General features: G+C 51.5%; 24 protein-coding genes. 13 read left to right on the forward strand and 11 right to left on the reverse strand.

Features of this window, described 5'->3' with window-relative positions; translation table 11 throughout:
• The first annotated feature begins 146 nt into the window (after positions 1-146).
• Positions 147-1,541, forward strand: coding sequence for a replicative DNA helicase (gene dnaB, locus METH11B_RS0118390; RefSeq protein ID WP_033159133.1), 1,395 nt, complete (start codon positions 147-149; stop codon positions 1,539-1,541).
• Positions 1,538-2,650, forward strand: a complete 1,113-nt coding sequence (gene alr, locus METH11B_RS0118395) for an alanine racemase (protein ID WP_026603283.1) — start codon at positions 1,538-1,540, stop codon at positions 2,648-2,650. Before dnaB ends, alr begins: the two co-directional genes overlap by 4 nt.
• Before the next feature lie 147 nt (positions 2,651-2,797).
• Here alr and METH11B_RS29225 read toward each other — a convergent pair whose 3' ends face one another.
• Together METH11B_RS29225 and METH11B_RS0118400 are read right to left on the reverse strand one after the other, a co-directional pair.
• On the reverse strand, positions 2,798-3,478 hold the full coding sequence (locus METH11B_RS29225; protein ID WP_155931141.1) for a hypothetical protein: 681 nt from the start codon (positions 3,476-3,478) through the stop codon (positions 2,798-2,800).
• A gap of 155 nt (positions 3,479-3,633) precedes the next feature.
• On the reverse strand, positions 3,634-4,428 hold the full coding sequence (locus METH11B_RS0118400; protein ID WP_051427071.1) for a DUF2797 domain-containing protein: 795 nt from the start codon (positions 4,426-4,428) through the stop codon (positions 3,634-3,636).
• A gap of 93 nt (positions 4,429-4,521) precedes the next feature.
• Here METH11B_RS0118400 and ppa point away from each other — a divergent pair, with 93 nt between their 5' ends.
• Complete coding sequence (gene ppa, locus METH11B_RS0118405) at positions 4,522-5,067, forward strand: inorganic diphosphatase (protein ID WP_026603285.1); 546 nt, start codon at positions 4,522-4,524, stop codon at positions 5,065-5,067.
• Positions 5,068-5,082: 15 nt separating this feature from the next.
• On the opposite strand, the gene METH11B_RS26975 is transcribed toward ppa, so the two are convergent.
• The 3 genes from METH11B_RS26975 to METH11B_RS0118425 all read right to left on the reverse strand — a co-directional run bounded on the left by METH11B_RS26975 (position 5,083) and on the right by METH11B_RS0118425 (position 8,507).
• The gene (locus METH11B_RS26975) at positions 5,083-5,850 is read right to left on the reverse strand and encodes a GGDEF domain-containing protein (protein ID WP_026603286.1); all 768 of its coding nucleotides are present in this window, start codon (positions 5,848-5,850) and stop codon (positions 5,083-5,085) included.
• A 345-nt stretch (positions 5,851-6,195) separates the two neighbouring features.
• Positions 6,196-7,053 carry a transglycosylase SLT domain-containing protein gene (locus tag METH11B_RS0118420; RefSeq protein ID WP_026603287.1) on the reverse strand — a complete coding sequence of 286 codons (858 nt, stop codon included), beginning with the start codon at positions 7,051-7,053 and terminating at the stop codon, positions 6,196-6,198.
• A 566-nt stretch (positions 7,054-7,619) separates the two neighbouring features.
• Positions 7,620-8,507, reverse strand: coding sequence for an NF038132 family protein (locus METH11B_RS0118425; RefSeq protein ID WP_026603288.1), 888 nt, complete (start codon positions 8,505-8,507; stop codon positions 7,620-7,622).
• 285 nt (positions 8,508-8,792) lie between these two features.
• On the opposite strand from METH11B_RS0118425, the gene coaBC reads away from it, so the two are divergent.
• From coaBC to argB, 4 genes are read left to right on the forward strand one after another with little or no spacing between them, the layout of a single operon-like run.
• On the forward strand, positions 8,793-10,004 hold the full coding sequence (gene coaBC / locus METH11B_RS0118430) for a bifunctional phosphopantothenoylcysteine decarboxylase/phosphopantothenate--cysteine ligase CoaBC (protein WP_026603289.1): 1,212 nt from the start codon (positions 8,793-8,795) through the stop codon (positions 10,002-10,004).
• Complete coding sequence (gene dut / locus METH11B_RS0118435) at positions 9,976-10,431, forward strand: dUTP diphosphatase (protein WP_026603290.1); 456 nt, start codon at positions 9,976-9,978, stop codon at positions 10,429-10,431. Before coaBC ends, dut begins: the two co-directional genes overlap by 29 nt.
• 15 nt (positions 10,432-10,446) lie before the next feature.
• Positions 10,447-12,984: a phosphomannomutase/phosphoglucomutase gene (locus METH11B_RS29810; protein WP_026603291.1), complete on the forward strand. Its 2,538-nt coding sequence runs from the start codon at positions 10,447-10,449 to the stop codon at positions 12,982-12,984.
• A 12-nt stretch (positions 12,985-12,996) separates the two neighbouring features.
• On the forward strand, positions 12,997-13,890 hold the full coding sequence (gene argB / locus METH11B_RS0118445; protein WP_026603292.1) for an acetylglutamate kinase: 894 nt from the start codon (positions 12,997-12,999) through the stop codon (positions 13,888-13,890).
• Here argB and METH11B_RS0118450 read toward each other — a convergent pair.
• From METH11B_RS0118450 to murJ, 4 genes are all read right to left on the reverse strand, one after another.
• Complete coding sequence (locus tag METH11B_RS0118450) at positions 13,873-14,877, reverse strand: DUF4124 domain-containing protein (RefSeq protein WP_026603293.1); 1,005 nt, start codon at positions 14,875-14,877, stop codon at positions 13,873-13,875. The two genes, argB and METH11B_RS0118450, sit on opposite strands and share 18 nt — an antisense overlap.
• A 19-nt stretch (positions 14,878-14,896) precedes the next feature.
• Positions 14,897-15,472 carry a YggT family protein gene (locus METH11B_RS0118455; protein ID WP_026603294.1) on the reverse strand — a complete coding sequence of 192 codons (576 nt, stop codon included), beginning with the start codon at positions 15,470-15,472 and terminating at the stop codon, positions 14,897-14,899.
• Entirely contained in the window at positions 15,472-16,299 is an 828-nt protein-coding gene (proC, locus tag METH11B_RS0118460) for a pyrroline-5-carboxylate reductase (protein WP_026603295.1), read from the reverse strand. The genes METH11B_RS0118455 and proC overlap by 1 nt, the downstream gene beginning before the upstream one ends.
• 85 nt (positions 16,300-16,384) lie before the next feature.
• Positions 16,385-17,932, reverse strand: a complete 1,548-nt coding sequence (gene murJ, locus METH11B_RS0118465; protein ID WP_026603296.1) for a murein biosynthesis integral membrane protein MurJ — start codon at positions 17,930-17,932, stop codon at positions 16,385-16,387.
• A gap of 102 nt (positions 17,933-18,034) precedes the next feature.
• On the opposite strand from murJ, the gene rpsT reads away from it, so the two are divergent.
• From rpsT to METH11B_RS0118480, 3 genes are all read left to right on the forward strand, one after another.
• Positions 18,035-18,298: a 30S ribosomal protein S20 gene (rpsT, locus tag METH11B_RS0118470; RefSeq protein ID WP_020483383.1), complete on the forward strand. Its 264-nt coding sequence runs from the start codon at positions 18,035-18,037 to the stop codon at positions 18,296-18,298.
• Between the two features lie 221 nt (positions 18,299-18,519).
• The gene (locus METH11B_RS0118475) at positions 18,520-19,536 is read left to right on the forward strand and encodes a Gfo/Idh/MocA family protein (RefSeq protein WP_026603297.1); all 1,017 of its coding nucleotides are present in this window, start codon (positions 18,520-18,522) and stop codon (positions 19,534-19,536) included.
• A 51-nt stretch (positions 19,537-19,587) separates the two neighbouring features.
• Complete coding sequence (locus METH11B_RS0118480; RefSeq protein ID WP_026603298.1) at positions 19,588-19,992, forward strand: ankyrin repeat domain-containing protein; 405 nt, start codon at positions 19,588-19,590, stop codon at positions 19,990-19,992.
• A gap of 51 nt (positions 19,993-20,043) precedes the next feature.
• On the opposite strand, the gene clpB is transcribed toward METH11B_RS0118480, so the two are convergent.
• Positions 20,044-22,617, reverse strand: a complete 2,574-nt coding sequence (gene clpB / locus METH11B_RS0118485) for an ATP-dependent chaperone ClpB (RefSeq protein ID WP_036276165.1) — start codon at positions 22,615-22,617, stop codon at positions 20,044-20,046.
• A gap of 292 nt (positions 22,618-22,909) precedes the next feature.
• Between clpB and METH11B_RS0118490 the strand changes: the two genes are divergently transcribed.
• From METH11B_RS0118490 to METH11B_RS0118500, 3 genes are all read left to right on the forward strand, one after another.
• Positions 22,910-23,113 (forward strand): cold-shock protein, encoded by a 204-nt coding sequence (locus METH11B_RS0118490; RefSeq protein ID WP_020483379.1) that lies wholly within the window; start codon positions 22,910-22,912, stop codon positions 23,111-23,113.
• 136 nt (positions 23,114-23,249) lie between these two features.
• Positions 23,250-24,173: a hypothetical protein gene (locus METH11B_RS0118495; protein ID WP_026603300.1), complete on the forward strand. Its 924-nt coding sequence runs from the start codon at positions 23,250-23,252 to the stop codon at positions 24,171-24,173.
• Between the two features lie 112 nt (positions 24,174-24,285).
• Positions 24,286-24,540 (forward strand): hypothetical protein, encoded by a 255-nt coding sequence (locus METH11B_RS0118500; RefSeq protein WP_026603301.1) that lies wholly within the window; start codon positions 24,286-24,288, stop codon positions 24,538-24,540.
• Here METH11B_RS0118500 and METH11B_RS0118505 read toward each other — a convergent pair.
• A complete protein-coding gene (locus METH11B_RS0118505; protein ID WP_026603302.1) occupies positions 24,537-25,388 on the reverse strand; it encodes a radical SAM protein in 852 nt (283 codons plus the stop codon). The two genes, METH11B_RS0118500 and METH11B_RS0118505, sit on opposite strands and share 4 nt — an antisense overlap.
• Positions 25,389-25,419 lie beyond the last annotated feature (31 nt).

The following is a 25,419-nucleotide window of genomic DNA, read 5'->3' on the forward strand; positions in this document are numbered from 1 at the left end:
TGTAAGCAGTTATGACTAGAGAGTTAATTCAGCGGCTGGAAGTCCGTCAGTCTTGACGTCTGCAATTCGGTAAAGAAATCGACGCTGCCGCGATTACCGCATAGCCGGGTATAATCCGCCGCTATTGTTTGCAACCGCTGTTCGCCATGTCCGAAGACTACTATTTCACCCCCGACCAAGCCGTCGAATCCCTAAAAGTACCGCCGCATTCCATTCAGGCCGAGCAGTCGGTGCTGGGCGGCTTGATGCTGGATAACCAAACCTGGGATTCGGTCGCCGACAAAGTGGTCGAGACAGACTTTTATCGCCGCGATCATCGATTGATTTTCCGTGCTATAGCCCAGTTGGCGGAGAAACAAGATCCGTTCGACGTGGTGACCTTGTCAGAGGTGCTGGAAACGACCGGCGAATTGCAGGATGTGGGCGGTTTGGCATATTTAAGTACGCTGGCGCGAGATACACCCAGCGCAGCGAATATCGTGGCCTATGCCAACATCGTCCGTGATCGCTCGGTTTTGCGGCAACTTATCCACGTCGGCACCGAAATTTCCGATTCGGCATTTACCACCGAGGGCCGGGAAACTGCCGATTTGCTCGAAAATGCCGAACGCAAGGTATTCGAAATCGCCGAACAGCGCCAACGTGGGCAGGGGGGATTCAGCTCTATCAAATCCTTGCTGGCCAAAGCCGTGGATAAAATCGAAACTCTCTACGAACTCGATGGCGACATCACCGGCGCCAGCACCGGCTTCACCGATCTGGACGAAAAAACCTCCGGTTTGCAACCCGCCGATTTGATTATCGTCGCCGGCCGGCCATCGATGGGTAAAACCACGATTGCGATGAATATGGCCGAAAACGTGGCGCTGAAAAGCGGCATGCCGGTGGCGGTGTTCAGTATGGAGATGCCGGGCGAATCATTGGCGATGCGGATGATGTCGTCGCTGGGCCGCATTGATCAACACAAGGTACGCACAGGTAAGCTGGACGACGACGATTGGCCGCGTTTGACTTCGGCGATCAACTTGCTGGCGGAAACCAAGATGTTTATCGACGACACGCCAGCCTTGACGCCGACCGAAGTGCGTTCGCGCGCCCGCCGTTTGACCCGCGAACACGGTCAGCTGGGCTTGATCGTGCTGGACTATTTGCAGTTGATGCAATCGCCGGCCAGCGGCGATAACCGGGTGCAACAGATTTCCGATATTTCCCGCGGCTTGAAGGCGCTGGCAAAAGAGCTCAATGTACCGGTGATTGCACTGTCTCAGCTCAATCGTAATCTGGAGCAACGCCCCAACAAGCGGCCGGTGATGTCCGATCTGCGTGAGTCCGGCGCGATCGAGCAGGACGCCGATTTGATCATCTTTGTTTATAGGGACGAGGTCTATCACGAAGACAGCCCGGACAAAGGCATCGCCGAGGTGATTATCGGCAAGCAGCGGAACGGCCCTTTGGGGACGGTGCGGCTGACTTTCCTGGGCCAATACACCCGCTTCGAAAACTTTGCCGGCGTCTATAACGGCCCCGAGGATTACGAATGACGCCTGCGGCTTTTGTGCATCTGGATTTGGACGCCGTGCGCCACAATTTGGCGCAAGTGAAGCGTTACGCGCCGGACAAAAAAATCATGGCGGTGATCAAGGCCAACGGCTACGGCCACGGCATGACGCTGGTAGCCACCGCTTTGGACTTGGCGGACGGCTTTGCCGTCGCCAGGGTGGACGAGGGCGTCAGGCTGCGGCAAGCCGGATTTAAACAATCCATCACCGTGTTGCAAGGCTTTGTCTGCGTCGATGAGTTGTGGCAGTTGTTGAAATATCAATTGGCGGCGGTGATCCACACTCCCCAGCAAATCGCTATTTTGCAACAGCAAGCCGACTCCGAAGGCAAGCTTGCCGTCTGGCTGAAAATGGATACTGGCATGAACCGCCTGGGTTTTAAGGGCGCGGACTTCAGCGCTGCTTATCAGCAGTTATTGGGCTGCGCGCTAGTCGAGCAACCGATCAATCTGATCACCCATTTTGCCAACGCAGACGACTTGCTGGACGACAAAACCCGCCGGCAAATCGATTTGTTCAACGACGCGGTCAAAGACTACCCCGGCGTGTGCAGCATCGCCAATTCCGCGGGCATTATCGGCTGGCCGAATGTCCGCTTCGGCGCCGCTCAGGATCGCAGTAGCGATTGGGTTAGGCCGGGGTTGATGCTCTATGGCTGTTCGCCGTTTGCCGGCAAGACCGGGGCGGATTTTGGTTTGAAGCCGGTGATGAGTTTGCATTCACGGTTGATCGCGGTCAAGGATGTCGCCGCCGGCGAAACGGTCGGTTACAGCGGCACCTGGCAATGCAAAACTGCGACTCGGCTGGGTGTGATTTCCATCGGCTACGGCGACGGTTACCACCGCCACACCAAGAGCGGCGCGCCGGTGTTGGTAAACGGCCAACGAGTGCCGTTAATCGGCCGGGTATCCATGGACATGATCACCGTCGATCTTAACGAACAACCGGCTGCGCAACCCGGCGACCCCGTGACCTTGTGGGGCGACGGCTTGCCGGTCGAAGAAATCGCCCGCTATGCGGAAACCATCCCCTACACCTTGCTGTGCGGGATTACGCAGCGGGTGCAGGTCATCGAGCAGGGCACGGAATAAGTGCGAAGGTTCCTTAATCCTTAATCATCGAGCTTTTTTGGGCTATTCAGCTTTTAACTCGAGTATCCGGATATGGGCGATCACTAATCGGTGCGAGTTCGTTTCTTCCATGTTCTGCAAAGAGCGGATAAAAATGGCTTAATTGACTTACCGGTAATTTTTTCTTAGTGCCAGAAAACCGGCTATGCCGGAAACAAACAAAAACAGTGCTGATGGAATTGGAACAGGCGATGCTAATAAAAGACCCTGGCCATTTCCCAGTCTTCCCCAGGTCACATCCTTTGCTGTTAAGTAAGTTGGAATTAAATCAACAGCCGATACAGTATCGGGCAAGTTCCGCAAAGCTATTTGCATAAACGACGGAAGCACGGATTGTGCGTAGGAATATTGCATTCCAAAAATAATGTTGCTTGCACTCCAAGGATTGATGTTATACGCAACACCAGAATATGGCGTAATGCTAGAATACCAAGATGATGAGGGATTTTCAGAAGCGAAATAACTTACTCTAGATAAGAAAAAATTAGCTTCTGTTGGGTCTGAAAAATCTTGTCTTTTTATATAAGCAATTTCAGGCAAAAACTCAAAATACAACTGTTCAAACATTCCATTTGGGTTCGACAGAGAGATATCTATGTTAATAGAGTTACTAGATACGTCAGTTATTGTTACTGCAGCAAATGGTGTATTTAAGTTTTCTATATCATGGTCTGTCGCGTAGATCGATGGGGCGTTTTTGAAAAAAGAATAAGAAAAAGTGCTTCCTGAACAAATACTACTAAAACTAAATAAAGAAATAAGAAATACAAAAATTGATAACTTCCTCATGATGTTTTTTCCCTGTAGGTAAAGTTGTGTATTGATTAAAACGCTATAGCCGAAAACTTCAAATCGGGTTATCCGGCCTTATGTTGGCGGAACACATTTCAGGTGCCGATTACCACAAATTATTGCAAGCCCAAAACGAGCCCACTTTATCAAAGTTATACCCCCACTTCCACTTCGTACCCCGAGTATTTGCGGATATTGATCACGCCGTTGTCGAAGATCAAATACTGGCCTTTGATGCCTTCCAAGATGCCGGACACCAGTGGTTCTTTGTCGAAATTAAACGATTTTACCTTGCTGGGGTATTGCAGCACCGGATAGTCCAGCGTCAGGGATTCGGCATCGCTGAGCAATTGCGGCGGGCTGTCGGGAAATTGCGCGGCGATGCCTTGCAACTGATCCGCGCATTCTTTCAGCAATTGATCGCGGATTACAGCCAGATCCAAGGGCACGGTGTTGTTTTTCAACATTTGTTGCCAGCTGGTTTTATCGCTGACATGTTGCGCCAAGGTGACTTCGATCAATCCCGACAGATGGCGGGAAACGACCTTAAAAATGGGTAAGGCTTGCACCGCGCCTTGATCGATCCAGCGGGTTGGGGTTTGCGATTGGCGGGTGATGCCGACCTTAATTCCGGAAGAGTTCGCCAGATAAACAATATGCGGTTGAAAGCAAAACTCCTCGCCCCAACTGGGTTCGCGGCAAGTACCGGCAGCGTAGTGGCAGGTTTCCGGTTTCATGATGCACATATCGCATTGCGCCAGCTTGATGAAACAGGGGTAGCAGTAGCCTTGATTGAAGCTTTTATTGGTTTTTTTCGCGCAATGGACGCAAAAAATCTGGCCGGTGTAGCGTAGCGACAGTTGTTTGCCCAGCAGCGGGTTCAATTCGATTGCTTGTGCGCCGACCGGCAAGCGGTATTGCACTGGCTCGGCCAACGCGCTGGTCATTTTTTGCAGACTGCCTAACACTTGATTTAATCCCGATAGCTTAATAACGGCGGCTATAATGACAGCGTTTCCAGCGTACTCAAAGAGGATTCGATGTCATTCATGCAAGTTGCTGCTGGTGGCAATATTCCGTTTGAAATAAATGTGGTGGTCGAGATTCCCGCCTTCAGCGATCCGGTCAAATACGAGGTGGATAAACATACCGGCGCTCTAACAGTGGACCGCTTCATGGGCACCGCCATGCAATATCCCTGCAATTATGGGTACATCCCGCAAACTTTGTCCGAAGACGGCGATCCGGTGGACGTGATGATCATCACGCCGGCACCTTTACTAAGTGGTTGCGTGATCAATTGTCGGCCGGTAGGGGTGTTGAAAATGATAGACGAAGCCGGCCCTGATCCTAAGCTGTTGGCGGTACCCGTGCCGCGCTTGACGCCGTTTTACAATCACGTCACCGATTACAAAGATTTGCAACCGGACAAGTTGGCCAAGATCACCCACTTTTTTCAACACTACAAAGACCTGGAGGAAGGCAAATGGGTCTGCGTGGAGGGGTGGGGCGGTATTGAAGATGCGCGGCAGGAAATTCTGGCTAGCGTCGGCCGCTACAAAACGTCGCATAGCAGCCGTCGCTAATCCTATTTTCCAAGGTTATTCAATTTCTTGCGAGAGTTTCAGTTTTTTCGCGCGGTACATCGCGCTATCGGCTCGGTTTAGTAAATCGATGCTACTTTGGCCGTCGTGATGATAGATGGCCGCGCCTATGCTGGCGCTGATAGCAACCGGTTTGCCATTAATGCTGCAAGCTTCTGCCAATTGCGACTGAATTTTTTCTATCACTGCCGCTACGCTACGATCAGCATCGACTTCGCCCAACAACACCAAAAATTCGTCTCCGCCATAACGGCAAGCGGTGTCGCCACAGCGAAGACAAGCTGACAAGCGTCCCGCCACTTCTTTGAGTAATTGGTCGCCGGCCGCGTGGCCGAGTTCGTCGTTGATGTTTTTGAATTCGTCCAGATCGATAAACAATAGCGCGACCGGCCGTTGCTGACGATCCGCTTGGGCCATGGCCTGTTGCAGTCTATCAAGCAGTAAAACTCGATTGGGGAGGCCGGTTAACTCGTCGTGATGTGCGCAATGCAAGGCTTGTCTGTAGTTCTCGTCACTTTCCAGCAGTTGCTTTTCCAAGGTTTTGCGTGTCGCGGCAAGCGATTCGATTTGTCGGCGGGCATCGGCCAACTGCTGTTGACTAATCGCCAAGGCGCGCTCCAATCCGGCAATCTCCGCACGGGATTGCTCTAACTGACAGCATTCGCTGTTGCTTTCGCATTCTGGAGTTTGGCTGAGCCAGCGTTGGGCGACAACCGATGAAATAAGGCTTTGCTTCTGGGGCTGGTGTCTGATTCGGCTATTCATCACAGCACCTCCATTAGGGCAGTTGCTGAATTGATGGCAGTCAACGCCGCGATGAATAAAATCGAATTATCAACTTTCATGACAATAACCTGTATGAATTGAGTGGCCGGAAAGCTCGTTAACCGAGGTTTGTTGGCTTAATAAGATCAATTCTTATGCCAGGACTTGTGATCTTGAAAGTATTGCTAAGTAACTGCCTGTTGTTTAAGGAGTTTAGGAGGAATGAAAAGATGGAAGAGGAGCTGGATAATGCGAGGTGTTGGGGCTAAGTGCGGACGGTATTTCGTCAATATTACGAAATACCGTGTTTCTAAGCTTGGGTAGATCAGGAGTATTGGTTATAACTTAGGTTTTCTGTTCAATAACAAGGTTTTTTTGCAGTTCCTGCGGCGGTACCGGATGGGTCGGTTTTTGATACGCCGCCAGAATTTGCTTCACATAATTGCGGGTCTCTTGATACGGGGGGATGCCTTGATAGCGCTCTACCGCACCTTCGCCGGCATTATAGGCCGCCAGTACTAAATCGACTTTGCCTTCGAAATGCCTTAGCAGCCAATGCAGATAGGCGGTGCCGCCTTTTATATTTTGAATCGGATTCCAACTGTCTTTTACCCCGAAGCGTTCGGCGGTTGCCGGTATCAGCTGCATCAGGCCTTGGGCATTTTTGCCGGACAGTGCGCTGGGGTTGAAAGCCGATTCGGCTTGAATTACCGCCATGATCAGTTGTGGATCGATACTGTAAATCGGCGCAATCTCTTTAACCCAGGCTTCGACCAGTTCGCGCTTAGGATTGGGTTCGGCAACCAGTTTAACTTCGGGTTCCGGTGCCTGCGGTTGGCATGCTGGGTCTTCACTGGGGGTGACATCGCCAAAACGGATCAGCATTTGTTGCGCATGCGTGTCGCCATGCTCTGCGGCCAATTTAAACCAATGACTGGCTAGCGGAATGCTACGGGTTAGGCCGCGGCCGTTGAAGTACATAAATCCGATGCTGTAAGCTGATTCGGCATCGCCTTGCAGTGCGGCCTTGCAGTACATATCAAATGCTTGATGGTAATCTTGTTTGACTGTGCGGCCGTGTTCGAAATCGGCAGCGGTCTTGCGGATTTGTTCCAGATTAACTGGTGCAGCATCCTGGGCGTTGCCGATTTGGGCGGCGAAACCTAAGCACAGGGCAAGTAGCGATTGGCGTTTCAAGTTCATAAAATTCTCGTTCTGTATTGCTGAGACTAGGCTCTTCTAAACCCGGCCGGAAAAGGATTGAAGCGTCAATCCTCCAAGCTTCCAGCTACCGTATACATTGCAAGTGCTTGATCGCCCATATGGTCGAGTTTCCGTGCAATTGCGCTTAATTGCATCCCGCAGGATGTTGGCAAACCTTGAAATAGTCCCGGAGCCGCTGAGGGTGTTAGCTTTACCGGAACTGCTTCAAGGTTGTCCGCACTATACCCTCTGTTTTGCTGAGGCTATATTGCCCATATGGGCAGGTGAGCGTGGCGCGAATATATCACAGGGTTGAGTTTACGGCGATTTAAACTGTTGTTTTTGATGTGATTGTGGCTGGTCTGCCGGCGCGGGGCCTGGTTGGGTCCCTTGTTTTCGATTGGCAGAGAGCAGACAAACTCATCCCCTGATTTCTTGCTATAGGACTCTATCTGTTGTTCAAATCCGCCTCAGTCAGTATCCAATTTGTCTGTCACGGAATTCAAACAGAGGGTCAACCCAAATCCAAATAAAATTCGAATTCAAGATGACTGGCCGCCGATTTTTTAGGATTCGCCGGCAAATTTATTTATGCGAGAGATTGCGCTTACTAAGCCCATGCCCAAAGACATCAGCAGGAAGCCGCCAGGCAGAGGTACAGCCGCTGGTGGCGGTACTATTGTGACACCGCTGAAATTCACTTGCTGTAGTCCGCCAAAATCAAAAGCGAGTGCAGTGTCAAACGCTTCGTCGCCCCAATTGATTACCCCAAACTCAAGAAAATACGATCCCGTTGCGGTGAACGAGTAAGCAGACTTAATCCAGCCGGTCGGGCCACAGGTGTTGGCGTTATCCCAGCAAACGCCGCTTGAGCCACCCAATGGGGTCCAATTTGTGCCAGCTACAGCAAAGCCAATGGTGTTACCGTCATTCAATACGGCATCGAGTTCATCCGGTAAGTTGTTATCTACCTGACGGTTCAACACATTACCCGGTACGACATTCCCGTTAGCGGAATTGGTGCTGCGCGCTGTAAACAACCAGGCGGCTGTATTGTTAGTATCCGCATTGACCAAGCGTGCCCAGGCATAGTCGTCGTAACCGCGACCATCGGTTGAAATGTAATTGAATTGTAAAGTCACAGTGTCATTTGCATTGGCATTGAAAGCATTCGATTGAATTTTCGAGCCATTGGTTTGGTTCTTGGTGCCGCGTCCTTCATCTCTCAGAACCAAAGGCGAAACATCATAGACACCGCCAGATGTCGACACGTAACCGAACTGAGCGTTTCCCGTCGGTGAATTATTGACCGTGTTGTCCCCGTAAATCAGCCCTGCTGCGCCGCTTGCCGTCCAGGTGTTACTGTTTAAGGATATATTGGAAGCTTGTGCGGCAGGTATCACAAGCGCTCCGCTCAAACTAAGGGCGATCAGGGGAATACGCGTAATTTTCATGGTTTTGCCTTTTAAAATCTGTCTCTATAAGTCATCAGGGTTTTGTTGAATAAGCCGCGCGAATCCTATTAGGTCGTGCTATTTGCCTCTTTCAACGGCGCAACTTATTTCGCGGTGTATTCCGTGTGGCGGCTAAAAGGTTCAAAACGGGAGGCCGGTTTTAAGTGAGGCAACTGTAAAATCCACGGTTTAAGCCTCGGCGGCATGGACTGATTGCAAAATAAGCTGTTCCTATACATCAAAGGTCGAGTTTGCCATAATTCCAAGAACTGATCTTTTTGGGGCATGAACATTAACAAGCGAATTTTGTTGGGGGTTTGCGGTGGTATCGCGGCATATAAAGCGGCGGAACTGGTGCGCTTGTTGCGTAAGCAAGGCCATGAAGTTCGCGTGGTGATGACCGCCGCCGGCCGCCAGTTTGTCACGCCGCTGACGTTTCAGGCCTTGAGCGGCCATGCCGTGCATAGCGATTTGCTGGATGTCGAGCAGGAACAGGCCATGAGTCACATCCATTTGGCGCGCTGGGCGGACCTGTTGCTGATTGCGCCGGCGACCGCCGATATGTTGGCGAAAATGACGCATGGTTTGGCGGACGATTTGTTATCTACCTTATACCTTGCGGCCGAATGCCCGGTATTCGTTGCGCCGGCGATGAATCAGGCGATGTGGGCTAAGTTGGTAACGCAAGAAAATATTGCCAGATTGCAAAGCCACGGCGTGCATTTTATTGGCCCTGCGGCTGGTGAGCAGGCTTGTGGCGAGCAAGGCTTGGGGCGGATGCTGGAGCCGGCCGATATTTGTCGGCAAGTGCTGGGGCCTGAGCCGCCCGGCTTTCTGTCAGGCTTTAATATAGTCATTAGTGCCGGACCGACGCTTGAGCCGCTTGATCCGGTGCGTTACATCACTAACCGAAGCTCCGGCAAAATGGGGTATGCCTTGGCGGGCGCAGCCCTGTCAGCCGGCGCCAACGTGACATTGGTCAGTGGTCCGGTGAACTTAGCAGCGCCGGCCGGAGCCAAACTTATTCCGGTGGAAACAGCTCTGCAAATGTATGATGCGGTGATCGAGCATTGCCGGCTGACGGATATTTACATTGGCGCTGCGGCGGTAGCGGATTACCGTCCGCAACAGCTGGCTGACGGCAAGATAAAAAAGGCTGGCGACACCAGCAATATAGCCTTGGTAAAAAATCCGGATATCATCGCCGCAGTGGCTGATTTGCAACCAAAGCCCTTGGTAGTGGGATTTGCCGCGGAAACTGACGATCTGGAAAATTACGCCAAACACAAGCTGCAAAGCAAAAATCTGGACCTGATCGCCGCGAATTGGGTAGGGCAGGCTGAAGGCGGTTTCGAGAGTGATCGCAATGCCTTGCAAGTATTTTGGCCGGGTGGTCAACAAATCCTGCCGATGACCGATAAACATACCTTAGCCGCACAGCTGCTTAAACTGATAGCCGAGAAATTGCATGAAAAAAATCCAGTTAAAAATTCTTGATCCGCGCCTGGGCCAGGAGATTGCTTTGCCCGCCTACGCTACCCATGGCTCTGCGGGACTGGATTTGCGCGCTTGCCTGGATCAGGCTTTGACCTTGCAACCCGGCGAAACGGCTTTGATACCCACCGGCCTGGCCATTCATATCGACGATCCGCATTTGGCGGCGGTATTGCTGCCGCGCTCTGGACTGGGGCATAAGCATGGCATTGTGCTGGGTAATTTGGTGGGCTTGATCGACTCGGATTATCAGGGACAGATTTTTATCTCCTGCTGGAATCGCGGCAACAGCCCGTTTACCGTCGAGATAGGCGAGCGTGTCGCGCAAATGGTGTTTGTGCCGGTGGTGCAGGCCGAGTTCGAGTGTGTGGCCGAGTTCGACGAAAGCCATCGCGGCAGCGGCGGTTTTGGGCACAGCGGCCGGCACTAAGCGGAGCCGCGACAGATGGGACGCATATTTAGCATAGTTGCCGGCATTGCGGCGCTGATGGTGTTATTGGCCGGCGGCGGCGCCTATTGGTTTTCGGCGGCCCAGGTTAGAGAAACCCAACAAACCAGTACCACAGCCATTGCCAGCGGTATGACAGTCAGCATCGTCAGCCAGATCGAGACGCTACAGCGGGTTATCGATGGTCTGGCGCAGGCGCCGGATGTGGTGGCGCTACTTGCCAGCGATAGTCACAATCAAGCGGCGCTGGATAACGTCGCTATCAGGCTGCAGAACACGATTCCGCAAGCGATGCGAGTGCGTTTGCTGCCGGCCACGGTCAGCGAACCGGATCTTACCCAAGTGCCGAATATGGGCTTTGCCGACTTGGAAATGGTGCGCGCCACGCTGACCGCCAAGCAAAAGCCGTTCGTGCAAGGTGAGGGCGAGCATCGGCATTTGGCGATGACAGCGGCTGTCAGCCAAAATCAGCAGGCAATCGGCGTGATTTTGGTCAGTTTAAAACCTGATTTGTTGCAACAGTTGATTACCAAGACTACCGTCAGTAATGGCTATGTGGAGATCAAGCAAGAGCAGGCCGTATTGGCCAGTGTCGGTATGGCGGAGTTGAGGGACGACGAGCCGCAAGTGATGCCGTTGACTAACAGCCGGTGGTCGTTGGAGCTCTCGATTGGTGGCGGCACCAGTGCAGGCGACATCATTTTATTTTCCTGCATTATCCTGATCCCGGCCTTGTTGGGTTGTCTGGCGTTTTTTATTGGTTATCGTAAATTGGCCGACTATCTGCACCACGATCAAAGTAGTATTTTAAAGGCTGCCAAGGACATGATGACCGGCAAGCAGGTTGGCCACTATCCTGTGCAACTGGATGAGATGCGGCCGATCATTTCTACCTTGTCCCAGTTCAAACGTATCTTGGAACAAGAAAAAAGCCCGAGTAAAGCACCTGACGAATTGGGTGAATATGACTTTTTTGACGAGTCGTTCGACATCGATTTTATCGAAGACTCACCCAAAACAGCCGAACAATATGCCAGTGTGCCGGTGAGCCTGGCGACGGCGCCGATCAGCATGGCCGATCAGGCCCCGCTTAGTTCGGCGGCTCCCGCCGAGAAATCGGCAGCCGTAGCGATGCCGACTGTCGCGCCGACGGCGGGGGAGTCATTTGCCGATATTTTTCGGACTTACGATATTCGCGGTATCGTCGGCAAGGGATTGACCTCGGAAACTGTGAGAAATATCGGTCGGGCTTTAGGTAGCGAAGCCAGGCAGTTGAATATCAAAACTATCGTCATGGGCAGGGATGGACGATTATCCAGCCCGGGCTTAGCCGACGCGTTGGCAAAAGGCATTACAGAAGCAGGTTGCGATGTGTTGGACACAGGCCTGGTACCGACGCCACTGCTGTATTTTGTCACCCAGCACAGCGAAGGCCGCAGTGGCGTGATGATTACCGGTAGCCACAACCCGGCGGACTATAACGGCCTTAAACTGGTTTTGAACGGCGAAACCTTATCTGGCGACAAGATTCAACAACTGAAAAAACGCATCGAAGCCAACGATTTTAGCGACGGAGCTCCTGGTTCCATTGAGTTGAATAGCCTATTCAGTAACGAATATATCGGCATGATCTCCGACGATGTGCATTTGGTCAGACCGATGAAAGTGGCTGTCGATTGCGGCAATGGTGCGGCCGGACAATTGGCCCCCATCCTGTTACGAACCATGGGTTGTGAAGTTATCGAGTTGTATTGCGAGATTGATGGCAACTTTCCTAATCATCATCCCGATCCCAGCAAGCCGGAAAATCTGGCTGATCTGATTAAGGCCGTGCAGCATTACGAGGCGGATATCGGTGTGGCCTTTGATGGCGATGGCGACCGGATCGGCGTGGTCGATTCCGGTGGTAAAATCATTTGGCCGGATCGGCAAATGATGCTCTATTCCCGTGATGTGTTGGCGAATAAGCCCGGAGCGGAAATTATTTACGATGTGAAATGCTCCCGGCATTTGCACGATCAAATTGTTAAGCGCGGCGGACGGCCATTGATGTGGAAAAGCGGTCATTCCCTGATGAAAGCCAAGCTCAAGGAAACGGCGGCAGCACTGGCAGGCGAGATGAGCGGGCATATTTTCTTCAACGACCGCTGGTTTGGTTTCGATGATGCCTTGTATGCGGCGGCGCGCTTGATCGAAATTTTGTCTGGCGATATGCGCAGTAGTAGCGACGTATTTGCCGATCTGCCTGACAGTATCAATACGCCGGAACTGCATGTGCCGATGGCCGAAGGCGAAGGCGTGCGCTTCGTGGAACAGCTATTCAGCCAGGCCAAATTCAAAGACGGCAAGATTATCAATATCGACGGCATGCGTGTTGAATTTGCCGACGGCTGGGGACTGGTCAGAGCCTCGAATACTACGCCGGTATTGACAGTACGTTTCGAAGCGGATAGCCAGGACGCGATGCAGCGTATTCAAACTCAATTCAGGCAGCTGATGCTGCAAATCAAACCCGACATCAAACTTCCTTTTTAATTGTTAGCGAACATGAAAGAAAAAAACGCGCACCAGATTGCCCACGTACTTATCGAAGCCTTGCCTTATATTCAAAAATTCAAAGGCAAAACCGTAGTGATTAAATTCGGCGGTAATGCGATGGTCGACGATGCGTTGAAACACAGTTTCGCCCGTGACATCGTTTTGATGAAGCTGGTGGGTATTAATCCCATCGTGGTGCACGGCGGCGGTCCGCAAATTGGCGACTTGTTAAAACGCTTGGGTAAAACCTCCGAGTTTATCGACGGTATGCGCGTTACCGACAGCGAAACCATGGATGTGGTGGAAATGGTGTTGGGCGGCCTAGTCAATAAAGAGATCGTGAATATGATCAATATGCAGGGCGGCAAGGCCGTGGGGCTGACCGGTAAGGACGGAAATTTCATCCACGCCCGTAAAATCAATATGACAAAGGCCGGTGCGACTTTGGAGGATGCACCGGAAATTATCGATCTGGGTCATGTCGGCGAAGTCAGCAGTATCGATCCGGCGGTGGTGGAGATGTTGGGTAACAGCGATTTCATTCCGGTGATCGCGCCGATCGGCGTGGGTAAGGACGGACACTCCTACAACATCAATGCGGATCTGGTGGCAGGTAAGGTTGCCGAAGTGCTAAAGGCTGAAAAGCTGATGTTATTGACCAATATCCCCGGCATTATGGATAGACAGGGCAATTTGCTGACTGGTCTGACCTTAACCGATATTGATAATCTGATCGCTGACGGCACTATTTCCGGGGGAATGATTCCGAAAACCCGCTGCGGTACTGATGCCTTAAAGGGCGGCGTGACCAGTGTGCATATCATCGACGGTCGGGTCGAGCACGCGGTGTTGCTGGAGCTTTTTACCGATCAGGGCGTTGGTACTCTATTGCTGCGCCGCTAAGCTGGATTGAATAAAAGGGGCAAAGGCCTGGCGAATGCTCTGCGCCTTTGCTCCTGAACATAATTCGTTGCCCATACTGGATTGGCGGCAGCGGATATCCAGAAATATCTGCAAAGTTTTGTCTCGCTCCAGCAGCGATACCGACAGACTTAAGTCATCGTCTTTCTGCGGAGCCGCGCGCATGATCAGCTTCTCGCTTTCCACGTCTTGACCGGTGGTGGAGTTAGTCGCGACAAACTCGCCAGCGATTTTCCAGGCTTTTTCGCATTGCCCGGCGTCCTGACAAACAAACAGGCCTAGCTCGTTGCTGGCGTTACTGGCCGCTAAGCTGTCTCCATTGACCGGTTTTCCGTCGGTGTTGTTGGTTTGGGTGAGGAATTGAAAGCGGGCTATGTCGGCTTTGAATTCTTTTTCGCTGTTTTGTCTGTCCTGTTGATGGCGCAAAAGTTCTTGTTTGCCAGCTTCTATCTGTTGTTTGCTGGCGGCAATATCCGCCAGTAATTTCGGTGGGATCTTGCTGCCGCCGCGCTCAAGATTGGCGGCTTGCTGCTGTTGCTGCTGCAATTGCTGTTGAATGCGTTCGATATTGCCTTCAATCACTTTTTGCCCGGCATCGAAGGACGCCATTTTATTGCTCAAGGCTTTATTCATATCGTCGATGCTACGAAACGTGCTTAACAGCACCTTGTCATTGGCATTTTGCCTGGCAATGATCTTTTCCTGTTCCTTACGTAGCGCATCCAGCCGCTTTTGCTGGGCAATTTGCTCGGCGGTTTTGGCTTTTTCCAGCACATCGAGCACGCGGGCTTTCTCGCTTAATGTTTCCCGTTTGTGCTTTACCTGGTCGGGCGGCACTTGATCGGAGAAATAGACGTTGCCGTTTTCATCCACCCAGCGATACATTTTTTTGGCATAAGCCGGTTCAGCCATTGCAAGCAGCAAGGCTAGAACGACTATCGGTGTGCGTTTGTTGGTGACTTGTCGCATGGGTAATGCTAGCTGAGACTTAGCCCAGTAGGCTGACCAATTGATGCAAGGGCGGTAAAATCATCATTTTTGCCAGTTGCAACAATACCAGCGCCACCAGCGGCGATAAGTCTATGCCGCCCAGGTCGGGTAAAACCTTGCGGCACACATTCAACAGCGGATCGGTCAAACTGTACAAAATCGACGAGGCGGAGCCATAACTGCCGGGGGCGAACCAGCTCAGGATGGCGCCGGCAAAAATGGCGTAAACGAAAATATCGATCAGCATTTTCAATAAGTCGGTAAACGACAATAGCGTCAATGCCACAAAACTGACCGATAAGCCTTTAATAGCCAGTATCGAAAAGTTGGCGACTATTTGCAGCAACAACGCCAGCACTAGGGAAGAGCTATCTATGCGGCCGATGGCAGGAATAAAACGGCGCAAAATCCGCAATGGCGGGTGGGTGATTTTCACCAGAAATTGCGATACCGGGTTGTAAAAATCGGCCTGGGTCCATTGCAGCAAGAAGCGTAATGCCACCGCCAAAATATACAAGGAAAACAATGTGTCTATCAGGAACACTATCGGGTCGGTCATATAATTACTGCCCATTAGTCGGCTCCCAGTTGTTTTGACATTTCAATCGAACGGTCTTTGGCGGCATGTAAGGCTTTGGCAACCAGTTCGACAAAACCGTTTTGCACAAACGTTTCTATAGCTTGTTGAGTGGTGCCGCCCGGTGAGGTAACTCTGACGCGCAATTGGGTGGGCGATTCGGACGATTCCAGCGCAATTTTGGCGGCGCCCAGTGCTGTTTGCTGAATCAGCAGTCTCGCTGAGCGTTCGTCCAGGCCCAATTCCAGGGCGGCTTTTTCCATCGCTTCCATCAGCAGAAAAAAATAAGCCGGCCCGCTGCCCGATACCGCAGTTACGGCGTCGAGTTGGCTTTCGTCGTTTACCCACAACGCCAACCCGACTGCGCGTAGAATGTTTTCAGCTAGATCTTTTTGTTCCTCGTCTACATTCGCGTTGGCGTGCAATGCTGTTGCGCCGGTTTGCACCAATGCCGGAGTATTAGGCATGCAGCGCACAATAGCGACTTCGCTGCCTAGCCATTTGGATAGACTTTGCTGCGAAATGCCGGCGGCAATCGATACTACCAGCACATTTTTTTGCTTCAGACAGGGGGCGATTTGCAAAGCAACGTCACGCAGTATTTGCGGTTTAACTGCCAGCACCACCACTTCGACTTCGTTAACGACTGTCTCATTACTGGCGGTAGTATTCACGTGAAGTTGATCGGCGTGAGCCTGCAACGTGGCGGGCGCGGTATCCGATACCCAGATCTGCTGCGGTGAATGACCGCTGGCAATCAAGCCGCTGATTAGACTGGTCGCCATGTTGCCGCCACCAATAAAACCGATTGTTTTTGTTTTCATAGCTTACTGATTATTATGTTGAATCGTTACGGAAACCGCTGTTTGCGGAGCATTTTACATGACAATGGTGGCGTCGCAGAGAATCTCAAGTCGTTACGGATTTTTGCAAGCCGATATGTCGGGGCCGGATGCCCAACAATACTAGCGTCAAACTATAAATCAATATTGCCAATCCGATTGTCATTCCCAGATGCAATCCTCGTTGCGAGGCGTTCCAATCCAGCCAAAGCGTGGCATCGACAAAATAATACAAGAACCCTGACATAACTGCGTTGGCTGCCACAATCCGCAGAATGTATGACAGCCATTGTTCGCTGGGACGGTATGTTCGGGTTTTTAGCAGTCTAAGCAACAGGAGTAGCGCGTTTAGGTATGCCGACAAAGTCGTTGCCAGGGCGATGCCGGCATGCGCGAAGGGAAATGCCAGCAATAGGCTCAACACGATATTCGCGACGATGGAATACATGCCAAAACGCATCGGCGTTTGTGTGTCCTGGCGAGAAGTGAAGCCTGGAACCAGGATCTTGATCAGCATAAATGCCAATAAGCCTAGCGCATAAGCCATCAGGCTTTTACCCGCCATCCGCACATCTTCGCTGCCAAATTCGTTATATTGAAACAGCGTCGATAGCAAGGGTTCGGCCAACAGTGTTAAACCCAAAGTGGCCGGCAAGCCTATCAATAATACCAATTTCAGGCCCCAGTCCAACGCCTTGGAAAAGGCCATGGCATCCTCAGTAGCATGATTTTCGGACAATCTGGGTAAAATGACTGTTGCAAGCGCCACACCCAAAATACCGAGCGGAAACTCCACCAACCGATCCGAGTAATACAGCCAGGAAACGCTGCCGGAGGTCAAAAACGAGGCGACCAAAGTGCCAAATAGTAAATTAACTTGCACCACGGATACACCAAAAATGGCGGGGAGCATCTGTTTTAGCATGCGTTTCACTGCCGGATCTTGGTAACCCCAGCGTGGTCGCGGCATTAAGCCTAGTCGAATTAGAGCGGGGATTTGAAACAGCAGTTGCACCACGCCGGCTGCGAATACGCCCCACGCCAGCGCCATGATCGGTTGCTCCATAAGCGGCGAAATCCATACCGCAGCGCCTATCATGCAAATATTCAGAAATACCGGGGTTAGAGCCGGAATTGCGAATTTACCGCGTGCATTCAAAATTGCGCCTGCGAATGCAACTAGAGTAACGAAGAATAAATACGGGAAGGTAATGCGGAGCATTTGCACCGCCAGTTCGTACTGGCCGCCTTCCCACAGAAAGCCCGGCGCAAAAAGCAGGATTAGCAATGGGGCGGCAATGACGCCCGCCACTGTGAATAGCATCAACAAGACTGCCAACGTGCCGGCAGTGCGGTCGATAAACAGTTGCAATGCCTCGCGGCTACCTTTTTCGTTATAATCGGTCAGTGCCGGCACAAATGCCTGCGCGAACGCGCCTTCCATGAATAAGCGGCGGAGAAAGTTCGGAATTCTGAAGGCCACGAAAAACGCATCGGTTGCCGCGTTAACGCCGAAAATGTTGGCAAATAGCATGTCTCTTACAAAACCCATGATCCGCGAAATCATGGTCATACTGCTAACGATTGCGGTAGATTTAAACAGCTGCTTGCTCACTGCAGGCCTCAGATTGGGTTTGGAAACACTAAAAATTTGACAATCATAGCATCCAAAATGATAATACGCGGTTCCAGATTAACTCAAAAGAACTGATAGACTATGGCTAATTCACCACAAGCTAGAAAAAGAGCGCGTCAGGCTGAGAAAAGCCGTATTCGCAATGCCGGACAGCGCAGCAACTTACGCACTTTCGTTAAAAAAGTGATCGCCGCTGTTAGAGCAGGCGATAAAGAGCAAGCTCAAGCCGCGTTTAAAACCGCTGTTCCTGTAATCGATTCGGCTGTTAACAAAGGCCTTATCCACAAAAATAAAGCGGCTCGCAGCAAAAGCAGACTTAACGACAGATTGCGCGCGATGGCTTGATCTCGACAGCAGGTCGATAGATCAACAAGGCCTATGCAACAGATGTTGCTTGGGCCTTTTTTATGCGCGGTAGTTCTACACTGCCCAAGTACTGTGATTTCTAGTCTTGCCGTTAGTCGAAAACTGTCTATTCTCGCATAACTTTTTGGGATGAAGAGCTTGCGGCGCGCAGACAAGCTGCTAATCTGATAGCTCTCAGCTCATCAGTCTAAGGTACTGTCATGAATAACCAAGACCAAGCCAAACTTCGTTGGGGCATTCTCGGCGCTGCCCGTATCAACGAGCGCCTGTTGCCGGCGATAGTCGAAGCGTCCAATGCAAAGCTGGTAGGCATAGCCAGCCGCCGCCCCGGAGCCGCAGGACAAACACTCGCTCAATACGCCCCTTGCCATCCGGAAATACCGAGTTACGACAATCTGGATGCGTTGCTGAATGACGAAGACGTGCAGGCAATCTATTTGCCGATGGCCAATCATGAGCACGCAGAATGGACCTTGCGAGCCATTGAACACCGTAAGCATGTGCTGTGCGAAAAGCCGATGGCTTTGACGGTAGAAGACATTGACGCAATCGAAACCGCCGCGCGCCGTTATCGGGTGACCGTGATGGAAGGTTTTATGTATCGCTTCCATTCGCAGCACGCCCGCGTCTTGGAATTGATCCGGTCCGGTTTGATCGGCGAAATCCGCTCGGTGCGCGCCAGCTACTCGTTCATGATGCGTCCGGCGCGGATGTATCGATTGGCCGAAGACGTCTCGCGCGGCGGCGGGGCGATGTGGGATATTGGCTGCTATGCGATCCATTCGTTACGCATGTTCTTTCAACAAGCACCACGTACCGTCACTGCCTTATCCAAATATGTGGAAAGTGGTGCCGACATCACGACTAGCGGCATTCTGGATTTTGGCGACGGAAAATTCGCGCATTTCGATTTCAGCTTCGAACGTGCCCGGCGCTGCGAATATGAAATTATCGGTACCCAAGGCGGAATCAAATGCCACGTGGTTTGGCAGTTACCTGGGGATGTGCCGGTAATCTCCTGGTGGACGGAAGACGGGCGGCAGTCGGAAGAGCGTTTGCCTGTCGCCAATCATTTTCGTCTGGAAATAGAGCATTTCAGCGATTGCGTATTAAACGGCAAGGATCCGCAATTGTCGATCAACGACGCTCGCGACAATTGCCGGACCATTGTTGCCGCGCTGCAATCGGCCGCCGAGGGGCGGGTGATTAAAATTTGATTTAGCCCCACATGCGCTGGGTGTTCCCGTTTATTTTCCACGGAGGCAAAAATGGTCAATAGACTCTTACCCCGCAATCGCCGAGCTAGCGCCCTGGTCGCTTTGACTCTGGCGGTGTCCTGCCTGTTTCAAACCGAAGTAGCGTTTGCAGCGGATGTCGTAGCCGCCAGAAAAGAATTGCAACAAATGGGCATCGAATATACCGAGCCGCAATTCGCATCATCGGCCGGTGTTGGGGACATGTTGGTCGTAAAGCTGTTTCTCGACGCCGGCATGGATGTGAATGCCGGAGGCGGAGCGGCGCTGGGATTGGCCGCCGGTAGAGGGCAGTTGGAAATGGTCAAGCTTTTATTGGCCAACGGCGCTAAGCCGACAGCCAATGCGTTGCAGTTTGCCCAAACACGAGGGCATAAGGAAATTGAGAGTATTTTGGTTCAGGCTGGGGCGGAGGAGTAGTCGCCGGAAGCCGGGCTAGACATTGGTCTAACCCGGCGCTCAGAACTACATTTATTTGCTAAAAGTTAGTCCGTCGTTGGCGACATCGATTTTAATTACATCCCCAGGAATGAAATGTCCGGACAAAATTTCATTCGCTAGCGGATTTTCCAGTTGCCGTTGTATTGCTCTTTTCAACGGCCGCGCACCATAGACCGGGTCAAAGCCGGCCTCACCAAGTAAATCCAGCGCCGTTTCGCTGACTTCCATACCCATGTCTTTTTCTTGTAAACGTTGGTGTAGCAGCTCGATCTGAATTTTGCAGATCGCGCGGATTTGACCTTGGCCTAGCGGATGGAACACCACGGCTTCGTCTACCCGGTTGATGAATTCCGGCCGGAAATGCTGGCCGACGATGTCCATTACCGCATCCTTCATCTCGATGTAATTACTCTCGCCCGCCAGTTCCTGGATCACGCTGGAGCCCAAGTTCGACGTCATGACTACCACCGTGTTTTTAAAGTCCACAGTCCGGCCCTGGCCATCAGTCAAGCGGCCATCGTCCAATACTTGCAGCAATACGTTAAACACATCGTTGTGGGCTTTCTCGATTTCGTCGAGCAGGATCACCGAGTAGGGTTTCCTACGCACCGCTTCTGTTAGATAGCCACCTTCTTCATAGCCAACATAACCGGGCGGTGCGCCGATCAAGCGGGCCACCGAATGTTTCTCCATGAACTCCGACATATCGATGCGGACCATGGCTTCTTCGGTGTCAAACATGAACTCAGCTAGAGCCTTGCATAACTCGGTTTTACCGACACCGGTCGGACCTAAAAACAGGAACGAGCCGTTGGGCCGGTTCGGATCGGACAGGCCGGCCCGCGAACGGCGGATGGCGTTGCTGACGGCTTTTAAGGCTTCGGTTTGGCCGATCACCCGTTTACCCAGTTCTTCTTCCATGCGCAGGAGTTTTTCGCGCTCGCCTTCCATCATTTTCGAAACTGGAATGCCGGTCCATTTCGAGACCACTTCAGCGATTTCTTCTTCGGTCACCCTGCTGCGCAACAAGGTGGTTTCTTGCATTTCCGCCTGCGATGCCAGATCCAGCTCTTTTTCCAGCTTAGGAATTTCGCCGTATTGCAGTTCCGACATGCGTGCATAATCTTGGCTGCGGCGGGCCGCTTCCAATTCCAGGCGGGCGCGCTCCAGATTTTCTTTTATGCTGGCGGTGCCTTGCAGCGCGGCTTTTTCGGCCTTCCAGATTTCGTCCAGGTCTGAGTATTCTTTCTCCAGATCGGCGATTTCCACTTGCAAGATTTCCAGACGCTTTTTCGAAGCCGCGTCGGTTTCGTTTTTCATGGCCTCGCGCTCGATTTTCAGCTGTATCAACCGGCGGCTGAGTTTATCCATGGCCTCGGGCTTGGAATCCATTTCCATGCGGATTCGACTGGCGGCTTCATCAATCAAGTCTATGGCTTTGTCCGGTAACTGCCGGTCGGAAATGTAACGGTGCGACAGCACCGCAGCGGAGACAATGGCCGGATCGGTGATTTCGACGCGGTGATGAATTTCGTAACGTTCTTTCAAACCGCGCAAGATGGCGATGGTGTCTTCGACGCTGGGCTCGTCGACCAGTACTTTTTGAAAACGCCGTTCCAAAGCGGCGTCTTTTTCGATGTATTGCCGGTATTCGTCCAGCGTGGTGGCGCCGACGCAATGCAGTTCGCCGCGGGCCAGAGCTGGCTTCAGCATGTTGCCGGCGTCCATCGCGCCTTCTGCCTTGCCGGCACCGACCATGGTATGCAATTCGTCGATGAACAAGATGATTTGGCCTTCCTGTTTGGCAACGTCGTTCAGCACCGCTTTCAAGCGCTCCTCGAATTCGCCGCGAAACTTGGCGCCGGCGATCAGTGCGGCCATATCCAGCGACAGCAACTGCTTGCCCTTGATACCTTCCGGCACTTCGCCGTTGACGATACGTTGCGCTAGGCCTTCGACGATGGCGGTCTTACCGACGCCGGGTTCGCCGATCAGCACTGGATTATTTTTGGTGCGGCGTTGCAAGACCTGGATGGTGCGGCGGATTTCGTCGTCGCGGCCAATCACTGGATCGAGTTTGCCTTGCTCGGCGCGTTCGGTCAGGTTGATGGTGTATTTTTTCAGAGCCTGGCGTTGGTCTTCGGCATTGGCGTCATTGACGTTTTGGCCGCCGCGCATGTTTTCTATGGCTTTTTCCACAGCGGATGCGGTGACGCCGGCCTGTTTCAGAATTTTTTGCAGGGAACTGCTGGCTTCCAGGGCTGCCAGCAAAAATAATTCGCTGGAAATGAACGCATCCTTACGCTTCTGCGCCAGTTTGTCGGTCAGGTTCAACATCCGCGACAGCTCGTTGGAGATTTGCACGTCGCCGCCGGACCCGGAGACGCTGGCCAGGCGGTCGATTTCCTTGCTTAGCTCGTTACGCAACGCGTTGACCTGAATGCCGACCTGCATCAGCAATGGCTTGATGCTGCCGCCTTCCTGGTCGATCAGCGCCAACATCACATGCACGGGCTCTATAAATTGGTGATCTTTGCCCAAGGCCATGCTTTGCGCGTCGCTGAGCGCTTGTTGAAATTTACTGGTTAATTTATCCATTCGCATGCTGCGTACCTCATTTGGGATATAAATTGTGTTGCCGCAGAGATGGGGCGCTACGTAGCGCTTTTCAAGCGAGGACTAGCGGATAATTCCACTATTTTTTGGGTGAAATTATGGCTATTGATTGGCGGGTTGAGATGGACATCGTTGGTAGCCTTGATAAATGTTTCAAAGTACAATGTCGCCGCTCAGATAACAGATGTTGAGGGATTATGGCCATTGCTAGTCAGCAGGTCCGGTTGTCAATATTGTCGGTCTGCGTAACCATTAGTTTTATTTTGTAGGAGTTTTAGAAATGGCAACAGGCACTGTAAAGTGGTTCAACAACACCAAAGGGTTTGGATTTATCGAGCCTTCCGAAGGCAAGGAAGATGTTTTTGTACATCATTCTGTTATTAAGGGCGAAGGTTTTAAGACCTTGTCTCCAGGCCAATCGGTTCAATTCGATATCGAATCCGGTCCTAAAGGTTTGACTGCCGCGAATGTCCTGCCCAGATAAGCGTTAACGGTTACGGGTAAAAAGGCTCTTGCTTGCAAGGGCCTTTTTTATGCCCGCAACAATATGGAATTTTCGGTTAACGGTAATATAACCAAGCTATAATGCGGCCATCCCTTCCTTTTCGGCGTAACTGACCATGGCACGCGAATTTTCTTCTTTAAAACAAATGGATACCCCTGTCAAAGTGCTGTTTACCGGCTATTTGACTACCGTGGCGGTCGGCTATCTGATGGCCTTGATCCAAATTCTGTTTACTCACGGTATGGCTGACGGCAAGTTTGGCCTGTCGATAGACGATATTGTCTACAGTTATTACGGCAACCGCTCGGGAACGATGCTGGAAACTCAATTAAACGGGGCAATGAAAGAAAACGCCTCCGAGCAGGAGCGTTTCGCCATCATACAATGGGTGCGCGATGGTGCTGATCAGGATGACTTTGTTGATCGCGGAGTCGATAAAATCATCGAGAATCGTTGCGTGATGTGCCATAACAAGGATGCATCCATCCCCAACTTAAGTGACTTCAAAGTATTGAAGGAATACACCAAGGAAGACGAAGGCGCTACGTTTAGTTCGCTGACGCGGGTTTCGCATATTCACTTGTTCGGCATCAGTTTTATCTTCATGTTTGTCGGCTTGATTTTCAGCTTTTCGGAAACCAGTACCATCAAGTACAAATGTATCGCGATCGGTATGCCGTATGTGTTTTTACTGGTGGATATATTGTCGTGGTGGTTGACGAAGCTGGATCCGATCTTCGCCTGGCTGGTGATCGTGGCGGGTGGTGGCATGGCGGTGTCGTTTGCGTTTATGTGGACGGTGTCGGTCGCGGAAATGTGGTTGTTTGATAGGGTGTTTCTGGATGCCGAAGGTCAGCCCAGACCACAGTGGAGTACGATAGTCGAAGCTAAATTTAAGCAGATTGGCGGAGAAGCTGCGGCTAAAAAATTAGCTGAGTTACTGAAGCAAGCCGGTGTTTATGTCTGGTCGAAATTCCAGAGCCAAGGTCTGCCGTTTTTGAAAGATCTCTACGTAAAAATAGTTAAGAAAGACAAATAGTTAAGTAAGTGTGACTGGCTAGGCAAAACGGTGTTGAGAAGTTAAAGCTCTGCGCTTGGCAAGCCGATAACCGGAGCGGTATGATGCAAACTCGATTTGCAGGAGGTGTACCATGATTAGCAATGTACTGAATAGCGCAACCACTCTGATCAGCAATGCTCAGCAAAAAGCCAGTACCGCCGCGCAAACGATTGCGAATTTGCCGGTGCAAGCTCAGGAAGTCGGTGGTTCAAAAGATGTCGGTTCAGCTGACTTATTTAAGCCGGTGTTGAGCTTGAAAGAAGCAGAGTTGGAAACCTCAGCTGGTGCCAAAATGATCAAGACTCATGAAAAAATGCTCGGATCTCTTCTCGATGTTATGGCCTAATGGCTAACGCTGACATCATAGCCCAGCGCTTTGATGTCAGCGGCAAACGCATTCATCTCTTCAATATCCATTCTTTCTAGCTCGTTTGCTTCCGCTTGGAACGATTGTCTGGCCACGCTGTAAAGCATAATTTCTTGCAGTTTAATCTTGCTAGCTCGTAATTCCTGCAAAAGCGCTAAATAGGCTAGTTTTTCACTGTCAGACCACGCTTGCCGATAACGCAGCATGCAGGTTTGTAGTTTGGTTGGGCAAAGGCTGGTGGCAATCTTTAGGTGTTCTAATAATTTGTGCTGACTCTGACCGGTGTTGTTGATCAGTTTACGGCCCTGTTCGGTCGCACTGTCCAGCTTGAACCAGAGTTCGCCGTGATACCTGCCCAATTCCGCCAAGCCTGCTTGCACTGTTGATTGGTGTATTAAGCTGCCATTACTGATCAAGACGAATTTGCTGGCAGGAAATACGCCTGATTCTGTGGCAATCTCGCCGATCAGATGTACGGCTTTATCGAAATCCATCAGGCTGGTCGGCTCGCCGTTGCCGGAAATGGCGATATCCTTGATAACACGCTGGTTGATTTCTACGTTAAATTGCTCGAAAAAATCACCGTGCTGCACGTATTCCAGAAAGAAACGCAGTTCCTGCTCCAGCAATGCAAAATCCATTTCCGGTGCGTTGCCGCGCTGTAACTCCGGTACTTGGCAATAAATGCAGCGCCAGTTGCAGGCACTATTTGGGTTGAAATTTACCCCAATCGACAAACCGCCCGCACGACGAGAGATGACCGGATACACATATTTCAGACCGGCAACGTTGCGGTTATGATTTGTGGTGGTGAGTATCGGCTTCACTTGAGATGCGCCGCGCAAACCGTAATCGGTT

It is taken from the genome of Methylomonas sp. 11b (assembly GCF_000515215.1).
Taxonomy (GTDB): Bacteria; Pseudomonadota; Gammaproteobacteria; order Methylococcales; family Methylomonadaceae; genus Methylomonas.

What these genes read in the sequence shown, in the direction of transcription:
- dnaB (WP_033159133.1), top strand. Translation starts at nt 147, where the DNA reads ATGTCCGAAGACTACTATTTCACCCCCGACCAAGCCGTCGAATCCCTA.
- alr (WP_026603283.1), top strand. Translation starts at nt 1,538, where the DNA reads ATGACGCCTGCGGCTTTTGTGCATCTGGATTTGGACGCCGTGCGCCAC.
- METH11B_RS29225 (WP_155931141.1), bottom strand. Translation starts at nt 3,478, where the DNA reads ATGAGGAAGTTATCAATTTTTGTATTTCTTATTTCTTTATTTAGTTTT.
- METH11B_RS0118400 (WP_051427071.1), bottom strand. Translation starts at nt 4,428, where the DNA reads ATGACCAGCGCGTTGGCCGAGCCAGTGCAATACCGCTTGCCGGTCGGC.
- ppa (WP_026603285.1), top strand. Translation starts at nt 4,522, where the DNA reads ATGTCATTCATGCAAGTTGCTGCTGGTGGCAATATTCCGTTTGAAATA.
- METH11B_RS26975 (WP_026603286.1), bottom strand. Translation starts at nt 5,850, where the DNA reads ATGAATAGCCGAATCAGACACCAGCCCCAGAAGCAAAGCCTTATTTCA.
- METH11B_RS0118420 (WP_026603287.1), bottom strand. Translation starts at nt 7,053, where the DNA reads ATGAACTTGAAACGCCAATCGCTACTTGCCCTGTGCTTAGGTTTCGCC.
- METH11B_RS0118425 (WP_026603288.1), bottom strand. Translation starts at nt 8,507, where the DNA reads ATGAAAATTACGCGTATTCCCCTGATCGCCCTTAGTTTGAGCGGAGCG.
- coaBC (WP_026603289.1), top strand. Translation starts at nt 8,793, where the DNA reads ATGAACATTAACAAGCGAATTTTGTTGGGGGTTTGCGGTGGTATCGCG.
- dut (WP_026603290.1), top strand. Translation starts at nt 9,976, where the DNA reads ATGAAAAAAATCCAGTTAAAAATTCTTGATCCGCGCCTGGGCCAGGAG.
- METH11B_RS29810 (WP_026603291.1), top strand. Translation starts at nt 10,447, where the DNA reads ATGGGACGCATATTTAGCATAGTTGCCGGCATTGCGGCGCTGATGGTG.
- argB (WP_026603292.1), top strand. Translation starts at nt 12,997, where the DNA reads ATGAAAGAAAAAAACGCGCACCAGATTGCCCACGTACTTATCGAAGCC.
- METH11B_RS0118450 (WP_026603293.1), bottom strand. Translation starts at nt 14,877, where the DNA reads ATGCGACAAGTCACCAACAAACGCACACCGATAGTCGTTCTAGCCTTG.
- METH11B_RS0118455 (WP_026603294.1), bottom strand. Translation starts at nt 15,472, where the DNA reads ATGGGCAGTAATTATATGACCGACCCGATAGTGTTCCTGATAGACACA.
- proC (WP_026603295.1), bottom strand. Translation starts at nt 16,299, where the DNA reads ATGAAAACAAAAACAATCGGTTTTATTGGTGGCGGCAACATGGCGACC.
- rpsT (WP_020483383.1), top strand. Translation starts at nt 18,035, where the DNA reads ATGGCTAATTCACCACAAGCTAGAAAAAGAGCGCGTCAGGCTGAGAAA.
- METH11B_RS0118475 (WP_026603297.1), top strand. Translation starts at nt 18,520, where the DNA reads ATGAATAACCAAGACCAAGCCAAACTTCGTTGGGGCATTCTCGGCGCT.
- METH11B_RS0118480 (WP_026603298.1), top strand. Translation starts at nt 19,588, where the DNA reads ATGGTCAATAGACTCTTACCCCGCAATCGCCGAGCTAGCGCCCTGGTC.
- clpB (WP_036276165.1), bottom strand. Translation starts at nt 22,617, where the DNA reads ATGCGAATGGATAAATTAACCAGTAAATTTCAACAAGCGCTCAGCGAC.
- METH11B_RS0118490 (WP_020483379.1), top strand. Translation starts at nt 22,910, where the DNA reads ATGGCAACAGGCACTGTAAAGTGGTTCAACAACACCAAAGGGTTTGGA.
- METH11B_RS0118495 (WP_026603300.1), top strand. Translation starts at nt 23,250, where the DNA reads ATGGCACGCGAATTTTCTTCTTTAAAACAAATGGATACCCCTGTCAAA.
- METH11B_RS0118500 (WP_026603301.1), top strand. Translation starts at nt 24,286, where the DNA reads ATGATTAGCAATGTACTGAATAGCGCAACCACTCTGATCAGCAATGCT.